This is a genomic window from Idiomarina sp. H2, from assembly GCF_004364275.1.
Lineage (GTDB): Bacteria > Pseudomonadota > Gammaproteobacteria > Enterobacterales > Alteromonadaceae > Idiomarina > Idiomarina loihiensis.
This window is the reverse complement of the sequence record NZ_SNZY01000005.1, coordinates 189275-204340: the sequence shown is the minus strand read 5'-3', so window position 1 is coordinate 204340 and position 15066 is coordinate 189275. Positions and strand designations below refer to the sequence as shown.

Here is a 15066-nt window from a genome sequence, read left to right as displayed (position 1 = left end):
AGGAACTATGGCAACTTCAGTCTTGAGTGAAAACGGCCTACGGCAATGCTTACGAATCGCCTTTGGTGGCTCCATCGGTTTTCTGGTCACGGCACTGTTTGACTTGTCTTATGGCGTGTTTTTTACCGTATTACCAATGCTGCTATTGGGGTTAGTGCCAATGATAAACCGGCAGGTCGCCAGGCAAATACTTGCGGCGTCGGTTATGTGCGGACTGGAAGTGGGTATTCTGGCGCAGATACTGGGCGGGCATTCAGTATTAATGACAATGGTCGCCTTTGTCTTATTTCTGTATAGGTTTGCTTTTATGGCGCGCGGCACGGCGTTCCTGTTCGGCGCAAATGGTGTACTGATGTTGAGTATTATGCTGCATTACGCCAGTTATCCGGGCACCGACGTTAATAACTTAATAGCCAGTAACTTCTTTGCGTCGATATTGGCAATAGCCATTGCCTTTGTTATGCATGCGATTATACCCAATAAAGAACATAACGCGGCACCACCGCCTTTGCCGGACAAGTCACCTAACCGCGTGCGCCATGAAGCTATTTTGGGCGCTACGGTGACAACCCTGTCGTTTTTGGTGTTTCAGCTGTTCGATTTGCAGGATTCTATTTCTGCGCAGGCCACTACTATTTTGGTGCTATTTCCCATGAACTGGAACGGGGCATTAACTTACGCGCGCAAGCGAGCGGCAGGGACTCTAATTGGTGTTATGTTTGGTCTAGGTGCTCAGGTTCTACTTTACGGCTGGTATGACATACTGTGGTTGATTGTGCCGTTGTTCTGGCTTGGGGTGATGTTGTTTGCCCGCATTCATGTACTTGAAGCTTCGGGAGCCGGAGTGGGTTTTGGGGCAATGACCACTATGGGCATTCTTTTCGGTCAGTATTTATCGCCGGCACAAGACTTGGTGTATTCCGGTCTTTACCGTTTGAGCAGCACCTTTGTCGCAATTATTGCGGCTATGATGGTGTGCTATTTGGTACACAAACTCTTGAATCAGTTTGCGGGAACGCGATTTGGCGCTGCTTAAAATTGATACCCATAGTGCCTGGAAGAGCATGCAGCCACTTAATCAGCTGCATGCTTGTCTAAAATATCTAAACTCGAACGGTTTTTTACTTAGCTTGCGTCGTTTAACCCAAACTGTTTAACCACTTTGTCAAAATACTCCAGGTTTTGCTTAGCGTAATCGCGTTTTTCTACATAGCGACCCGGGAAGAAGTTTTTCTTAAAGCCGTAGGCGACAATATCCTTCAGGCGCTTCAGCGAAATATCAAAATTATCCACAGCTAACTGATATTCGTTACTTACCGTGGTACGAGAAACCAGACGGTTATCAGTACAAATAATGGTCGCCAGGCGGTTATCCAGCATGTGCTGGAAGTTGTGGTTTTTAATGTCGCCAATATCCGGGTTAGTTTGCAGGTTGCTGGTGAGGCAAACTTCAACGGCAATACGGCGGTCAGCAATATAAGAGGCCAGGCTTTCGCCATAAGCTTTCGGGTCTTCAATCGACGGGTCCTGAGTCATTTCCGGAGAGAATAACGAATAACCATGACCTAAGCGGTCGGCATGGCATTTGGTTAAGGCTTCAAAAATACTCTCGGCACCGTAAGCTTCACCGGCGTGCACGGTTTTCAGCAGAAAATTTTCGTGAGCGTATTCGTACACTTCTTTGAACTCGCCTGCCGGGTAACCAATTTCCTGACCGGCAATATCCAGCCCGACAATTGGCATGCCTTCTTCGTCACGCATACGAACGCTGGCGCGAACTAAGTCCATTGCGGCCGTTTTAATAACCTGCATAGGTTCAAAGTCACGCATTAACTGAAACATTTGTGTGTAATAAGGGGAAAACCCTTTTTTACCAAACATCCGCATGGCGCAGTTGATAATGCCGTAGTCAAATGGAGGTTTATCGCCGTTTTTAACGTCTGCGCGGTTGTTGTACTCTTTCCTTGCCCGCAAAAGGCCGTCGTTTACTACGTGCATTATGGTGTCAAAAGTAACACCTTTACCTGGGTCCATGAGTAGCTGAGGAGCAAAACGTACCTCAATGTAATTAACCCCTTCGTTTTGATTATCGACGGCTAATTCATAAGAGGCTTGCTCCAGGTTTTCTAAATCGCGCAAAGCGGCACAGGTGTACTGAAACCCATTGAGGTATTCACCCAAATTGTTGTAATGCGATTTAAATACCAGATCAAACAGGCCTTCTTCGGTATAGCTTGGAAGTTCGATATCAGCGCGCTTAGCCATCTCAATTAAGCTGCTGGCACGAAGGCTTCCATCAAGGTGCAAGTGCAAGTCAGCTTTAGGAATGGCTTTGATAAATTCGGGGGAATATTGCATTGAGAACTCCTGCCTTAAGGTTGCTTTGTCCCATAATGCCATAAAATCGTGCTAATCTCTGCCAGGATCTGACCACATTAACTTAAAAAAATAGAACAAAATGGCTTCTCTATATTTCACTTATTCGGCAATGAATGCAGGCAAAAGCACGTCGTTATTGCAAGTGGCGCACAACTACGAAGAGCGCCAACAACATGTCCTGCTGATGACGCCAGCTTTAGATGACCGGGCAGGTAAAGGGCGTATTGCTTCCCGATTAGGTATTGGTCGCGATGCGGTGTCTTTCACACACCGGACAGATTTAGCTGCCGTAGTCCGGGCTCGCTACATGCAACAGGCAATTGACTGTGTGTTAATTGATGAAGCACAGTTTTTAAGTGAAGAGCAGGTGTGGCAACTGTCCAGTCTGGCTGACACCGACAATATTCCGGTAATGTGTTACGGCATTCGCACCGACGCTTTTGGCAACGCTTTTCCCGGCAGCGCGGTGTTGTTGGCTATAGCTGACAAATTGGTGGAAATGAAAACCATCTGCCATTGCGGTCGCAAAGCAACCATGTCACTGCGCGTTGACGAGCAGGGAAATGCAATACGTATGGGACAGCAAATAGCTATTGGTGGCAATGATCGTTACGTTTCCTGTTGTCGTAAACACTGGAAAGAAGCCATGGGGCTGCGCTAAAACGGTCAAATAGAGTAAGGAATGTGGGTTTTAGCGAAGGCACTTGATGGTATACTGAGTTTCTCATTTTTTAGCCAGAAGTGACTATGCAAAGCTTAACAATTCCAAGACCTGATGACTGGCACCTGCATTTACGCGATGGTGCAATGTTACAAACTACCGTACCTGCAACCGCAGCAGTGTTTCATCGTGCTGTGGTTATGCCAAACCTGGTACCCCCGGTAACAACCGTAGCGGCCGCTATGGAGTATCGCGAGAGAATTTTGGCCGAAATTCCCGCTGGTATGAGTTTTCACCCGCTTATGGCTCTGTATCTCACGGCAGACACGACTCCAGAAGAAATTGCTGAAGCTGCTGCGAACGAGCATGTTATTGGCTTCAAGCTATACCCGTCAGGAGCCACCACAAATTCTGCCGCTGGTGTAAAATCGGTAGAAGCTCTGGCTCCGGTGCTGGCTGCTATGCAGGAGCATCAGGTGCCTTTGCTGGTGCATGGTGAAGTAACCGACAGCGACGTTGATATCTTTGACCGCGAAAGAGTCTTTATTGAGCGGCATTTAATTCCGATAACCGAGCGCTTCCCGCAATTAAAGCTGGTGCTGGAGCACATTACCACCGCCGACGCGGTTAAGTTTGTCGAAAATGCCAACAGTAATGTCGCAGCAACAATGACCCCGCAACACTTACTGATGAACCGCAACGACTTGCTGGTCGGTGGTATTCGTCCACACAACTATTGTTTGCCAATTTTAAAACGCCAGTCACACCAGCAGGCTTTGCAGCAGGCGGCCTTGTCCGGTAACCCTAAGTTTTTCCTCGGAACTGACTCAGCTCCGCATGTGCAGGCAAGTAAAGAGACTGCCTGTGGTTGCGCTGGTTGTTATTCAGCTCCAGCAGCAATTGAGCTTTATGCCGAGTTTTTTAGTCAGCATAACGCGCTGGATAAATTGGCAAATTTTGCCAGTGTTTTTGGAGCTGATTTTTATCAGTTACCCCGCAACACTGAGACCATTGAACTGGTTCAACAACCATGGACTGTTGCTGAAACGGTAGACACGGCAACAGGGCCTATGGTGCCTTATTGGGCAGGGTCTGATTTGCAATGGAAACTGCGCGGCTAGCCATTAAAGTTGTAGTGCGACAAATGGGTTATGACGAAGATCATAAACTGTAGCGAACCCGCGCTTTTTCTGATGAGCTTTGCAAAGTTTCTGTTAACATGGTTGAAAATAAAATAAAGGATGTTGTTGAGTGCTAGGATTTTCAAAGCAAAAACAAAATGATCACCGTATTTGCTTTCAAATAACGCAAAACAGCGTCCGTCTTCTCGTTGCTAAAGGCTCTGCTAACGCCCCCGAATTGATCGTTAATGACTACGAGCCAGTGCAGCGAGGTTCGTTACTTAAGCACGCGGATACCCTTTTGGGTAAATATTCCCGCTTGTCGTTAAAGCATGCGCAAGTCACCCTGGTGTTGGGAACGGATTTATACGAGTCGGTTCAGGTGGATAGGCCCATGCTGGATCCGGAAGAAATTTCGGAAAGCTTAAAATACAGTTTAAGCGACTTAGTGTCCTTTGCGGCTGATGAAATCATTGCCGACTATTATGAGTTTCCGGAGCAACCATCCGGTCAGGATAAAGTGGTTGCGGTTGCGGCGAATAAAAACGATTTAATGCCCTGGGTTGAGCTATTCAGTGAACATGACCTGAGCTTAACGGATATCGCCATTACTGAACTGACGTTACCGCGGTTAGCTGAAACTCAGAACCACGCTGAACTCACTTTATACCAAAATCCTGCTGGTAATTACCTTGCACAAATTAATACCCCCAAAGGGCTTATGTTTACTCGCTTGCTGCGCGGTGTGACCGATGTGTCTAAATACATAGAGAGCGAAATAGCAGCTGGTGCTTTAGAACCTTTGGCAACAGAGCTACAGCGCTCGGTCGATTATTTCGAAAGCCATTTGCGACAGGCCCCTATTAGTCGAATTATTCTCGCCGTAGAACATATGACGCCGGCGTCCCTTGAAAAGAGCCTGGCTGAGCTGTTAGCAGTAGAGTGCACTATGTATCAGTACCCGCAATGGTCCGCTGACTTACGCGAGGGCGACTACTCCGATCTTGCCGGTTTAGGTGCGTTAGTTGAGAGCGATTTATGAAGCAATGGGTAAATCTGTACCGCAGTGAGCTGAAGCCGGTAAAGCAGAGGCTCACACTAACAAAGGTAAGCTCTGTTTTGGGTGTTTGGCTGGCGCTGTTGCTCGTTGTGGTAGGTGTTACTCAGTGGCAAAAGGCAACAGTTGTGCAAAAGAATGAACAATTGTCAGCTACTCTGACTAAGCTCAATAATGACCTGGAGAGCAGTCGCGAGAGAATGTCCCGGCGGCAGCCAAGCCCGCAACTGCAGGCAGAAAAAGAGCAGTTGCAACAAGAATTGCAGGACGCCAGAAGTTTCAGTCAGCAAATTGCAGAGTTTCGGCAAAACCAGTCTTCATCCGTTAGTGAGTTTTTACAGGAACTTGCAGAGATCACCCCGGAAGACATTTGGCTAACCGATTTTTCAATGTCTGGTGAAAATATCCGTTTACACGGGCAAGCGCTAAACAGTGAAGCCTTAGTGCTGTGGATGGATAAATTTGGTCAGTCGAGCTTACTGGCTAATAAGCGTTTTTCGGTTGTAGAACTTAAACGCAGTGAGCAGGGTTATCAGCAGTTTTTGCTGCAAAGCGTCAGAAGCAGCGAGGGCGAATCAAACAATGAATAACTGGTGGTTACGCGCACAAGAAACCTTTAACTCTATGCCCGGGCGACAGCGAGCATTGTTGTCTCTGGCCGGTTTTTTAATTATTACCCTGCCACTTATGAGTTACGTTATTTCCCCAACGCTGGATCAGAGTAAAGCGCTTTCTGTGGAAAATGCCCGTATTGCTTCTCAAATAGAGCAGTCCGAGCAATTAGAGCAGGACTTGCAGGCGCAGTTAGCTAACGATATTGATGCTCCGCTCAGGGCTGAAATTAAGCAGTTGAAGCAGCGGTTAACTCAGGCAAAAGGCGATTTTTCGGGAAGCCAGGTTTTATTGCCCGCACAACAACGAAAGCAGTTTCTAAACAGTGTGTTACGTCATGCCTCGGAACTGGGAATGGATAGTTTAGAAGCTAAAGAGCCGACCGTCGTATTTGAAACCGGGTCTATTAAACTCTATCAGCATGCTGTGCAGGCGGAATTTACCGGACGCTTTTTCGCGGTATCCGACTTTGTGGATACGCTGCAAAAAGAATACCCGAATGTCCAGTGGGCCCGCTTTGACTATCAGGTAGGCGACTACCCGACAGCGAAAGTTACGATAGTCTGGTATCTGCTAAGTACGGATAAGGAGTTTATCAGTGCTTAAAGGAATTGCGTTGTTATTACTTATGGTCTCGGTATCAGCTTTTTCGCAAGAGCGGGATCCTACCCAGCCGCCGTTTACAGTAAGTCAGCCCACAGTAGAAATGGATAGTTGGGGACAGAATATGAAGCTGTCTCAAATTTATTATTCAGAACAGAGGCAATTAGCTCGTATTAACGGCGAATGGGTTAAGCCTGGTGAAAATATTGATGGATTTCGGGTTAACTCAGTTAATCCAAACAGCGTTATTTTAGAGAAGAACAACGAAAGAGTAGAGATTACTTTGTTTAAGCCGATAAAACAGAACGAGAAAGGCAATCCGGGGGCGGTACAATGAAGAAAGTTGCAGCAGGAGCGTTATTGTTGGCACTGAGCGGCTGTGCTTATCAACCGAGCTATTCTCCAGATGAAGCCAATAAAGCGATGAAACCCGAAGCTTCTGAGAAGAAAAAAGCAGAGGCTAAAAAAGAGTTGCCTGCAGAAGTCAGTAACTTTTTAAATCAGACGGTGAATAAAGAACAGGAAGATGGACTCGCCTTACTCGAGGAACCCCGGTTTGTGCTGCAGGCAGATGATGTCGACGCGAAAGCTTTCTTTTATGGGCTAGCGGCAGATTCTCCTTACAACATTTTGGTACACCCCAATGTCAGTGGCGAAATCTCGCTAAGCCTGAAAGACGTTACCTTAGACGAAACGCTGGATGCCGTGCAGGACATGTACGGTTTTGAAGTTCGTCGTACCGGGCGGACTATTCAGATATACCCTGCCGGAGTAAGAACTCAGACGTTCTCACTGGATTACTTGTCGCTTCGCCGCTTTGGTGTTTCACAGACTGAAATTTCAGGTGGAGGTGTGAGCGAGGAACGCAATAATCGAGACTTGGGTAACAATTCAGGAAGTAGGAACAGCAATACCCGTTCAGAAGGAACTCCTCTGCTTGGTAATAACGATGGGGAGTATCGCCGGGACAGCCAGCAGAATCAGTTGCAAGGCAACGGTTCCAGCATAAATACCCAGTCAGAGACCGACTTATGGGGCGGTTTAAAAGACGTTATTGAAGGCATTATTGTTGACGGCAATGTGGTGCTGTCGCCGCAGGCGGGTATTGTTAGTGTTACTGCTTCACCAAGTAAGCTGCGCGCTGTTGGTGATTTCATCACGGTTCTGGAATCTCGTCTGCAGCGTCAGGTTATTCTGGAAGCTCGTATTATTGAAGTAACTCTGAACGACGGTTATCAACAAGGAATAAACTGGAGTGATTTATACAATGGTAAGGCTGGCTGGGGAGTAGGGGTCGGTGTAGGATTTGATGGGACAGATCCGCTTCCTGCTGCTTCAACTATAGGTGGTCTATTCGGGTTAACGTATAGTGATGAAAGCAATAACTTTTCCGGCATGATTGAAATGCTGCAAACCCAAGGCACTGTGCAAGTATTGTCTAACCCCCGTGTTAGTGCGTCGAACAATCAGAAAGCAGTGATAAAAATTGGTGAGGATTCTTATTACGTAACTAACGTAGATTCCACAACTAACTTTGGAGGTGGGAATAGCGGAGCCGTATCCAGCTCCAATGTTGACTTAACGCCATTCTTCTCGGGTATTTCATTAGATGTAACGCCACAAATTAGTGATGACGGTGAAGTAATTCTGCACGTTCACCCATCGGTGGTAGAAACCGAAGAACAACAAAAAGTGATTACCTTAACAGAAGGTGAACTTGTGTTGCCGCTGGCGCGAAGCAATATCCGTGAGTCAGACACTATAGTAAAAGCACGCAATGGTGAAATCGTGGTGCTGGGTGGTTTAATGCAAACCACAAATTCCGAAGAAGTGGGCAAAGTCCCGTTACTGGGTGACATCCCGCTGTTGGGCGAGTTATTTACTAACCGCCGCAACCGCCAGGAAAAGAAAGAGCTGGTTATATTACTGAAACCGACTGTGGTAGGTGTTGATACCTGGCGCGATGAACTGAAACGATCTCGTGAACTGCTGCAAGAATGGTTCCCGGATATAGAGCAATAACTAAGGTAGTATGTACTTATACCATTACGGCTTACGCGAACTGCCCTTTACGATAACGCCGAACACGCAGTTTTACTACGACTTGAAAAGCCACCACGAGGCTTTTGAGGTGGTTTTAACGGCGTTAAAAACAGGGGAAGGTTTTATTAAAATTACCGGAGAGGTTGGAACCGGTAAAACTCTGCTGTGCCGACGTTTGTTAAACGATATTCCTGACTTTTTTAAAACCGCTTACATTCCAGACTCATACCTTGACCCGGCTGAGCTGAGGCTGGCCATTGCTCAGGAATTGGACCTGGAAACCGGGCAAATGACTAACCAGCAGCAGCTGGCGCGGGCATTGCAACAACGCTTGCTGGATATCAATAAAAACGGGCAGGCCGTGGTGATACTCATTGATGAGGCGCAGGCGCTGCCGGAAGAAAGTCTGGAAGCTTTGCGTTTATTATCCAACCTGGAAACTGAACGGCGTAAATTGGTGCATATTATTTTACTGGGTCAGCCGGAACTGGATGAGCGTTTATCACAAAAAGCTTTTAGGCAACTTCGTCAGCGAATCAGTTTTTCACATAAATTAACTGCCATGAACGCGGATGAAACGGCCGAATATATTGCGCACCGTATGGATGTGGCCGGTTATCAGGGGACCCCGATATTCGACTGGAAGTTAGTTCGGCGATTACACCGCTGCAGCCGTGGCGTACCCCGTTTAATTAACATGCTGTGCCATAAAATTCTGTTGCTGGCTTACGGAGAGGGGCGTCATCAGCTGTCGACGCGGGACTTAAAGCTAGCGGTCAATGACACCGAAGACGCGGAATTGACTCGCTCTGTATGGCTTCCCGTAACTGTGTCTGTGTGCTTGTTTTTTCTGGCGGCAGCCGCGCTCAGTTATTGGCAAATGGGTGGTTCGCTATGAGCGTTATTAATAAAGTTTTAAAGGACTTGGATCGTCGGGGGCAACAGCCCTTCTCGAAAAGGGCGGCGAGTAGCGCCGTTGAGCGCCGCAGTAGCCATCGTTTAGCCCTGTGGTTGTTAGCGCTTATGCTGGTAATTGTTCTGGCCTTAGTTATTTTCTGGTGGCAGTCGCGTTCAGAAAATACGATGACGGTAACAGAGAGTGAGCCTGCTGAAATGCCAAAACTGCAAGAACGGGTCGAACCATTCATTGATACTGCAGTGATAGAAGTGCCAGCTGAGCGAACTTCTCGCTCAGAAAGTGATTCACGGCAATCTAGTGAGATAGTATCACAAGACTTGGCTTCGGTTGTGGTTCCGGAAACCGAACCGGAAAAGGCCGAAGAAGCAGATTCCATGCCAGAAGAGCCTGTTGTTAACGCTGAAGACACCGAAAACGAGACGCAAAAAGGCGGTGAATTTAGCAAGCAACCCGTGCAGCTCTCGCCAGCAGAAATTTCCGCACAACATATTGAGAAGGCACAAAAAGCTCAGCAACAGGGTCGTTTAACTGCGGCGGAAGACCATTGGCGTAAGGCGCTTGCTGTTACACCTGAAAATAAAGAGGTGAGGAAAAAGCTGGCTGCTTTGCAGTTTGGCCGGAATAAGGTATCGCAGGCATTAACAACGCTAGAAGCCGGCTTTAAGCTGAACCCGGACGACTTTGAGTTTCGTCTGTTAAGTGCCCGTATTCTTGAAAAAGAAGCGCGGCCTGCCGCAGCACTGAGTTTATTGAAGCAAGCGACACCAGACGCCGGTGCCTATCCGGAATATGTCCAGAAACAGGCGTTGTTGGCCCAGTCTCAGGGTGATTATAAGACTGCTGCTGACGCATATCAGCGCCTTGTCGAGTCTGAACCGGAACAAGGCCGCTGGTATTTAGGTAAAGCCGTTGCGCAACAGGAGTTCGCGCCAGAAGTCGCTGTTGCCTCATATCAGGAAGCGTTTAAACGGATAAAACATCAGCCGACCCTGGATTTTATTGAGCAGCAAATTACGTCTTTACAGGTAACTGAAGCAGGTGAGCAATGAAGCGTCCTCGTCTTAAAATGCGATTAGGTGATTTGCTTGTTCACGAGCAAATCATCAGTGAAGAGCAGCTGCAAAAAGCACTAGAGCAACAGCGCATTAGCGGGCGTAAGCTGGGCGCGACCTTAACCGATCTGGGCTATATTTCCGAGCAACAGTTGCTCGAATTCCTGGCGCAGCAACTTAAACTGCCGCTTATCAGTATTTCTGAACGTAAAATTCCGGCCGAAGTCTTTAAGCTGCTTCCGGAAGTTCAGGCGCGTCGACATCGGGCATTGGTTATAGAAGCCAGTGAGGAGCAGGCGTTAGTTGGCATGAGTGACCCGGCCGACTTGTCTTCAATTGACGCCATTAACCAGTTGCTTGCTCCGCGCCAGGTTGAGCTTGCTGTGGTTCCTGAAAGCGAGTTGATGCAGGCGTTTGATAACCTTTATCGACGCACCAAAGAAATTGAAACCTTCGCCAGCCAGCTGCAGGACGAATACGAAGACACCAGCGAGTTTGAGCTGGGCCAGTTAAGCCTCGATGACGACACCGATGAAGCCACGGTGGCTAAATTACTGCAGTCCATTTTTGAGGATGCGGTGCAAGTTCGAGCCTCAGACATTCACATAGAGCCGGACGATCGTAAACTACGGATTCGCCAACGTGTTGACGGCGTCCTGCAGGAAAATGTGCTGGAAGAAACCAACATTGCCAATGCGCTGGTGTTACGTCTGAAGCTGATGGCTGGGCTGGATATTTCCGAACGACGCCTGCCGCAGGACGGACGATTTAATATTAAAATTCGCAAACACAGTATCGACGTGCGGGTGTCAACCATGCCGGTGCAATATGGTGAGTCCTGTGTATTGCGTCTGCTGGATCAGTCTGCCGGGCTGTTGTCGCTTGAGCAAACCGGTATGCCTGACGCTATTATTAAGCGTATACGGGCGCTAATTAAACGTCCGCATGGCATGTTGCTGGTAACCGGGCCTACCGGTTCGGGTAAAACTACGACGCTTTATGGTGCACTTAGCGAGCTGAATACCGAAGGCAAAAAGGTGATTACGGTTGAAGACCCGGTTGAGTACCGTTTGCCACGTATTTCGCAAGTGCAGGTGAACAGTAAAATTGGATTGGATTTCTCACGGGTTCTGCGCACCACCTTACGTCAGGATCCCGACATTATTATGGTTGGTGAGATGCGCGACCACGAAACGGTTGAAATTGGTTTGCGCGGCTCTATTACCGGTCACCTGGTTTTATCTACTCTGCATACCAATGACGCCATTACCAGTGCTATGCGCTTAATTGATATGGGCGCGCCTTCCTATTTGGTCGCTGCTGCGCTACGAGGCATTTTGGCACAACGTTTGGTGCGTCGGGTGTGCGATAAATGTGCAGAGAGTTATCAGCCGGATGAAGCCGAAAGTCAGTGGCTGGAGCATTTACGTGAGGGTAGCTCGGGCTATTCTTTTAAACGCGGAGTTGGTTGCCAGACATGCAACCATACCGGCTACCGTGGGCGTATTGGTGTGTTCGAACTATTGGAAATGAATACACCAATGATGGATGCCTTGCGTGATGGCAATACACGAGAATTTGCAATAGCCGCGAAAGCGCATCCGGGGTATCAGTCTATGGCTACGGTAGCGCTGGACTATGCCCGCGAGGGTATTACCAGCGTCGACGAAGTTTTATTTCTGGCTGAAAGTGTTGAGGACAGCATCTGATGCAGTTTCGGTATCGTGCGCGGGACAAAGCAGGGCAACTGCAGCAGGGCTCCCTGGATGCCAGTGATGAGCGCAATGCTGCCGATGTACTGATGCGTCGCGGCTTGGTACCGTTATCGATTAATTCTGTAAAAAGTCAGAGCTTTTCCTTCTTGAATAGTGGCTTTGGGGAAAGTTTAAAGTCTGCGTTTCAGCAAAAAGTGTCGCTGGACGAGCTGATTATATTCTGCCGCCAAATGTATTCGCTGACCCAAGCTGGTATTCCTATGCTGCGGGCTATTGAAGGGCTGGCAGATACGACCCAGAACAAGCGGTTACGTAAAACTTTGCAGGATGTGCATGAGCAACTGGAGCGGGGACGAAACTTGTCGTCAGCCATGGCAAATCACCGGGGCGTTTTCCCGCGGCTGGTTATTGCTATTGTGCATGTGGGCGAAAATACCGGGCAGTTGGAAGAGTCTTTCCAACAACTGGCGGTTTATTTAGAAAAAGAGCAAGACACCAGAAAGCGGATAAAAGCCGCCACTCGCTACCCAAGCTTTGTTCTTATTGCGCTTGTCATTGCCATGTTTGTACTGAACATTTTTGTGATCCCAACGTTCGCTTCTATGTTCAGTCGGTTTAATGTTGAACTGCCATGGGCAACCCGTGCCTTGTTGGGCTCGTCTGAGTTTTTCGTCGCCTATTGGCATGTGTTATTGCTTGCAATGGTCGGTACTTTTTTCGGCATCAGATATTACATAGCGACCGACAACGGAAGACTGAAATGGGACAGTCTGAAGTTAAAAATACCCATTATTGGCTCCATTTTAATGCGCTCCATGTTAGGTCGTTTTGCCCGCAGTTTTTCGGTCATGATAGGGGCCGGTGTTCCACTGACACAGGCTTTATCTTTGGTTGCCGAAGCGGTGGATAATGCCTGGATGGAAAAACGCATTATTGAAATGCGCCGCGGTATTGAACGAGGCGAGAACTTGTCGCGAGTTGCCCGTCAGTCAGGCCTGTTTACGCCATTAATTTTGCAAATGATATCGGTGGGTGAAGAAACCGGCCGGGTTGATGTTTTGTTGTTAGAAGTCGCGGAATATTACGAGCGTGAAACCGACTACGACCTCAAAACCTTAACCGCTCGTATTGAACCAATAATGATAGCCGTCGTAGCCGTTATGGTACTGATTCTCGCGCTGGGCATATTTACCCCAATGTGGGACATGATGAGCGCGTATCAAGGACGATAATGACCAGAGCCGCAACGGATGAGCGCAAGGGTATTCAGCGGCTGCAGAATATTCTGGTGGTATTACTGTTGTTGGTCTTAACCGCGGTGGCGGCCAGAATGGTTTTGGTTGATGAGCCGCAAAAATGGCGGCAGACCGAGTTAGATGTTGCGGTTTCGCGTTTTATAGACTCGCTTTGGCTGGCCAGAACCGAGTGGATGCGACGTGGTAAGCCAAAAGAAATTGCTTTGTTGTACGAGAATAAAACGCAGCAAACCACGGTAGTAATGAATGAACAAGGGTGGCCGTCGGTTGAGCCGGGATGTTTGCAGTTATGGCAGCATCTGGGCAGTAACGTGCCCGGCAGCGCTTTAGATACGGAATTAGAGAACGGGAATTGTCATTACAGAATTAACCAAAAACCTTGGTTTTCCTATAAAAGTGACCGGGGTCAGGTTGTTCGGAAATAACCCGGGAACCCGGTGTTAAGTGTTAAGGAAATGTAATAAAATGGATTCTATTGGAGTTTTAGTATGAGAGCTAAAATGAGTAAAAGACAGCAGGGTTTTACCATCATCGAGCTGATTATTGTCGTGGTCATTCTCGGCCTGTTGGCAGCCGCTGCCATTCCGCGCTTCACCGATGTATCATCGGATGCTGAAGACGCCGCCCTTGAAGGGGTTGCCGGTGGCTTTGCCAGTGCGGTTGGCATTGTGCGCGGCGAATGGGAGCTTAGCGGTCGTCCGAAAGGGGCAAACGGCACGGGAGCCGGGGCTGAGGTGTCTATGGACCAAATTCAGCTTTACGTAGACGGCAGCACCGGTTATCCGGTGAGTGGTGACAATGCAAATGCGCATGACGAAAACTTAGCTGCAACGGACTGCGTCAGTGTTATGCAGTCTATTTTGCAGGGCGCACCAACGGTCACAACCAATTTTAATAACCTGAACGAAACACGCTATTTTACTTACGTGACACAAGATAGCGCAGCAGGTAACGATATGTGTGTTTACTATTTAGCGAACACCATAAAAAATGAAACAGAAGCTCCGTCGGGTGATGATTATCTGACAGTGGGCAATGCTTTCGTTTATAATCCACGCAACGGCGGCGTGAGTATTCACAGCAACAACCAGTAAGTTTTTTTACAACAATTGAGAGTTTTAATTATGCGCAATCAAAAAGGTTTTACCCTGATCGAACTGATCATCGTTATTGTAGTTTTGGGGATTTTAGCAGTAACGGCTGCGCCTCAGTTTATTAATTTTGCGGGTGATGCTCGGTCGGGAACACTTGATGGGGTGCGAGCTTCAATGCAAAGCGCGTCGACTTTAATCAATGCAAAAGCAAAGGTTCAAGGCACTGATGAGTCTCAAACTACGGATGCCACAAATTCTCCTACAGTTTCCAATAACGGAACGGACATCGCCGTAGCCTACGGGTACCCAGATGCTGTAGAGATTGACGGTCTACTTGATATAAATGCAGGCGACTTTGGGGTTGTCTATGAGACCGGTACTGATGCGGAAGAAGTAAGTTCGACGCTAATTTATGCAGTGGGACAAGGTGTACCAGAAGCGGATGCCACTTCAGGATGTTTCGTACGTTACTCTGAACCGACTTCAGCTGGTTCAAAACCAGAGTACGAAAAAATTGACGACGGTTGCTAAAGCACTTGAAGCCCGCAGGACCT

General features: G+C 48.0%; 16 protein-coding genes. 15 read left to right on the top strand and 1 reads right to left on the bottom strand.

Annotated elements, in window-relative coordinates; translation table 11 throughout:
- Positions 1-7 precede the first annotated feature (7 nt).
- Positions 8-1036: a DUF2955 domain-containing protein gene (locus DET62_RS08485; RefSeq protein WP_110013547.1), complete on the top strand. Its 1029-nt coding sequence runs from the start codon at positions 8-10 to the stop codon at positions 1034-1036.
- Positions 1037-1125: 89 nt separating this feature from the next.
- Here the strand turns inward: DET62_RS08485 and DET62_RS08480 are convergent, their stop codons facing one another.
- Entirely contained in the window at positions 1126-2358 is a 1233-nt protein-coding gene (locus tag DET62_RS08480) for an adenosine deaminase family protein (RefSeq protein ID WP_110013548.1), read from the bottom strand.
- Between the two features lie 100 nt (positions 2359-2458).
- Between DET62_RS08480 and DET62_RS08475 the strand changes: the two genes are divergently transcribed.
- The 14 genes from DET62_RS08475 (at position 2459) to DET62_RS14595 (ending at position 15043) form a co-directional block, all read left to right on the top strand.
- A complete protein-coding gene (locus DET62_RS08475) occupies positions 2459-3040 on the top strand; it encodes a thymidine kinase (RefSeq protein ID WP_011233622.1) in 582 nt (193 codons plus the stop codon).
- A gap of 86 nt (positions 3041-3126) precedes the next feature.
- Positions 3127-4161: a dihydroorotase gene (pyrC, locus tag DET62_RS08470; protein WP_034818719.1), complete on the top strand. Its 1035-nt coding sequence runs from the start codon at positions 3127-3129 to the stop codon at positions 4159-4161.
- Positions 4162-4291: 130 nt separating this feature from the next.
- Entirely contained in the window at positions 4292-5203 is a 912-nt protein-coding gene (locus DET62_RS08465; protein ID WP_034818717.1) for a hypothetical protein, read from the top strand.
- A complete protein-coding gene (locus tag DET62_RS08460; RefSeq protein ID WP_110013549.1) occupies positions 5200-5808 on the top strand; it encodes a PilN domain-containing protein in 609 nt (202 codons plus the stop codon). Before DET62_RS08465 ends, DET62_RS08460 begins: the two co-directional genes overlap by 4 nt.
- Complete coding sequence (locus tag DET62_RS08455) at positions 5801-6436, top strand: hypothetical protein (protein WP_034818713.1); 636 nt, start codon at positions 5801-5803, stop codon at positions 6434-6436. Before DET62_RS08460 ends, DET62_RS08455 begins: the two co-directional genes overlap by 8 nt.
- The gene (locus DET62_RS08450) at positions 6429-6770 is read left to right on the top strand and encodes a general secretion pathway protein GspB (protein ID WP_034818710.1); all 342 of its coding nucleotides are present in this window, start codon (positions 6429-6431) and stop codon (positions 6768-6770) included. The genes DET62_RS08455 and DET62_RS08450 overlap by 8 nt, the downstream gene beginning before the upstream one ends.
- Positions 6767-8455 carry a pilus (MSHA type) biogenesis protein MshL gene (gene mshL, locus DET62_RS08445; protein WP_110013550.1) on the top strand — a complete coding sequence of 563 codons (1689 nt, stop codon included), beginning with the start codon at positions 6767-6769 and terminating at the stop codon, positions 8453-8455. Before DET62_RS08450 ends, mshL begins: the two co-directional genes overlap by 4 nt.
- Before the next feature lie 10 nt (positions 8456-8465).
- On the top strand, positions 8466-9374 hold the full coding sequence (locus DET62_RS08440; RefSeq protein WP_110013551.1) for an AAA family ATPase: 909 nt from the start codon (positions 8466-8468) through the stop codon (positions 9372-9374).
- Positions 9371-10444, top strand: a complete 1074-nt coding sequence (locus DET62_RS08435; protein WP_110013552.1) for a tetratricopeptide repeat protein — start codon at positions 9371-9373, stop codon at positions 10442-10444. Before DET62_RS08440 ends, DET62_RS08435 begins: the two co-directional genes overlap by 4 nt.
- On the top strand, positions 10441-12156 hold the full coding sequence (locus DET62_RS08430; protein ID WP_110013553.1) for a GspE/PulE family protein: 1716 nt from the start codon (positions 10441-10443) through the stop codon (positions 12154-12156). The genes DET62_RS08435 and DET62_RS08430 overlap by 4 nt, the downstream gene beginning before the upstream one ends.
- The gene (locus DET62_RS08425) at positions 12156-13394 is read left to right on the top strand and encodes a type II secretion system F family protein (protein WP_110013554.1); all 1239 of its coding nucleotides are present in this window, start codon (positions 12156-12158) and stop codon (positions 13392-13394) included. The genes DET62_RS08430 and DET62_RS08425 overlap by 1 nt, the downstream gene beginning before the upstream one ends.
- Positions 13394-13843, top strand: a complete 450-nt coding sequence (locus DET62_RS08420) for a Type II secretory pathway component (RefSeq protein WP_110013555.1) — start codon at positions 13394-13396, stop codon at positions 13841-13843. Before DET62_RS08425 ends, DET62_RS08420 begins: the two co-directional genes overlap by 1 nt.
- 75 nt (positions 13844-13918) lie before the next feature.
- On the top strand, positions 13919-14512 hold the full coding sequence (locus DET62_RS08415) for a prepilin-type N-terminal cleavage/methylation domain-containing protein (protein ID WP_231378617.1): 594 nt from the start codon (positions 13919-13921) through the stop codon (positions 14510-14512).
- Positions 14513-14542: 30 nt separating this feature from the next.
- Positions 14543-15043: a type II secretion system protein gene (locus DET62_RS14595; RefSeq protein ID WP_110013556.1), complete on the top strand. Its 501-nt coding sequence runs from the start codon at positions 14543-14545 to the stop codon at positions 15041-15043.
- The last annotated feature ends 23 nt before the right edge of the window (positions 15044-15066 follow it).

Excerpts from the sequence above, each read along its gene's own strand:
- DET62_RS08485 (WP_110013547.1), top strand. The coding sequence starts at position 8 with ATGGCAACTTCAGTCTTGAGTGAAAACGGCCTACGGCAATGCTTACGA.
- DET62_RS08480 (WP_110013548.1), bottom strand. The coding sequence starts at position 2,358 with ATGCAATATTCCCCCGAATTTATCAAAGCCATTCCTAAAGCTGACTTG.
- DET62_RS08475 (WP_011233622.1), top strand. The coding sequence starts at position 2,459 with ATGGCTTCTCTATATTTCACTTATTCGGCAATGAATGCAGGCAAAAGC.
- pyrC (WP_034818719.1), top strand. The coding sequence starts at position 3,127 with ATGCAAAGCTTAACAATTCCAAGACCTGATGACTGGCACCTGCATTTA.
- DET62_RS08460 (WP_110013549.1), top strand. The coding sequence starts at position 5,200 with ATGAAGCAATGGGTAAATCTGTACCGCAGTGAGCTGAAGCCGGTAAAG.
- DET62_RS08455 (WP_034818713.1), top strand. The coding sequence starts at position 5,801 with ATGAATAACTGGTGGTTACGCGCACAAGAAACCTTTAACTCTATGCCC.
- mshL (WP_110013550.1), top strand. The coding sequence starts at position 6,767 with ATGAAGAAAGTTGCAGCAGGAGCGTTATTGTTGGCACTGAGCGGCTGT.
- DET62_RS08440 (WP_110013551.1), top strand. The coding sequence starts at position 8,466 with ATGTACTTATACCATTACGGCTTACGCGAACTGCCCTTTACGATAACG.
- DET62_RS08435 (WP_110013552.1), top strand. The coding sequence starts at position 9,371 with ATGAGCGTTATTAATAAAGTTTTAAAGGACTTGGATCGTCGGGGGCAA.
- DET62_RS08430 (WP_110013553.1), top strand. The coding sequence starts at position 10,441 with ATGAAGCGTCCTCGTCTTAAAATGCGATTAGGTGATTTGCTTGTTCAC.
- DET62_RS08425 (WP_110013554.1), top strand. The coding sequence starts at position 12,156 with ATGCAGTTTCGGTATCGTGCGCGGGACAAAGCAGGGCAACTGCAGCAG.
- DET62_RS08420 (WP_110013555.1), top strand. The coding sequence starts at position 13,394 with ATGACCAGAGCCGCAACGGATGAGCGCAAGGGTATTCAGCGGCTGCAG.
- DET62_RS08415 (WP_231378617.1), top strand. The coding sequence starts at position 13,919 with ATGAGTAAAAGACAGCAGGGTTTTACCATCATCGAGCTGATTATTGTC.
- DET62_RS14595 (WP_110013556.1), top strand. The coding sequence starts at position 14,543 with ATGCGCAATCAAAAAGGTTTTACCCTGATCGAACTGATCATCGTTATT.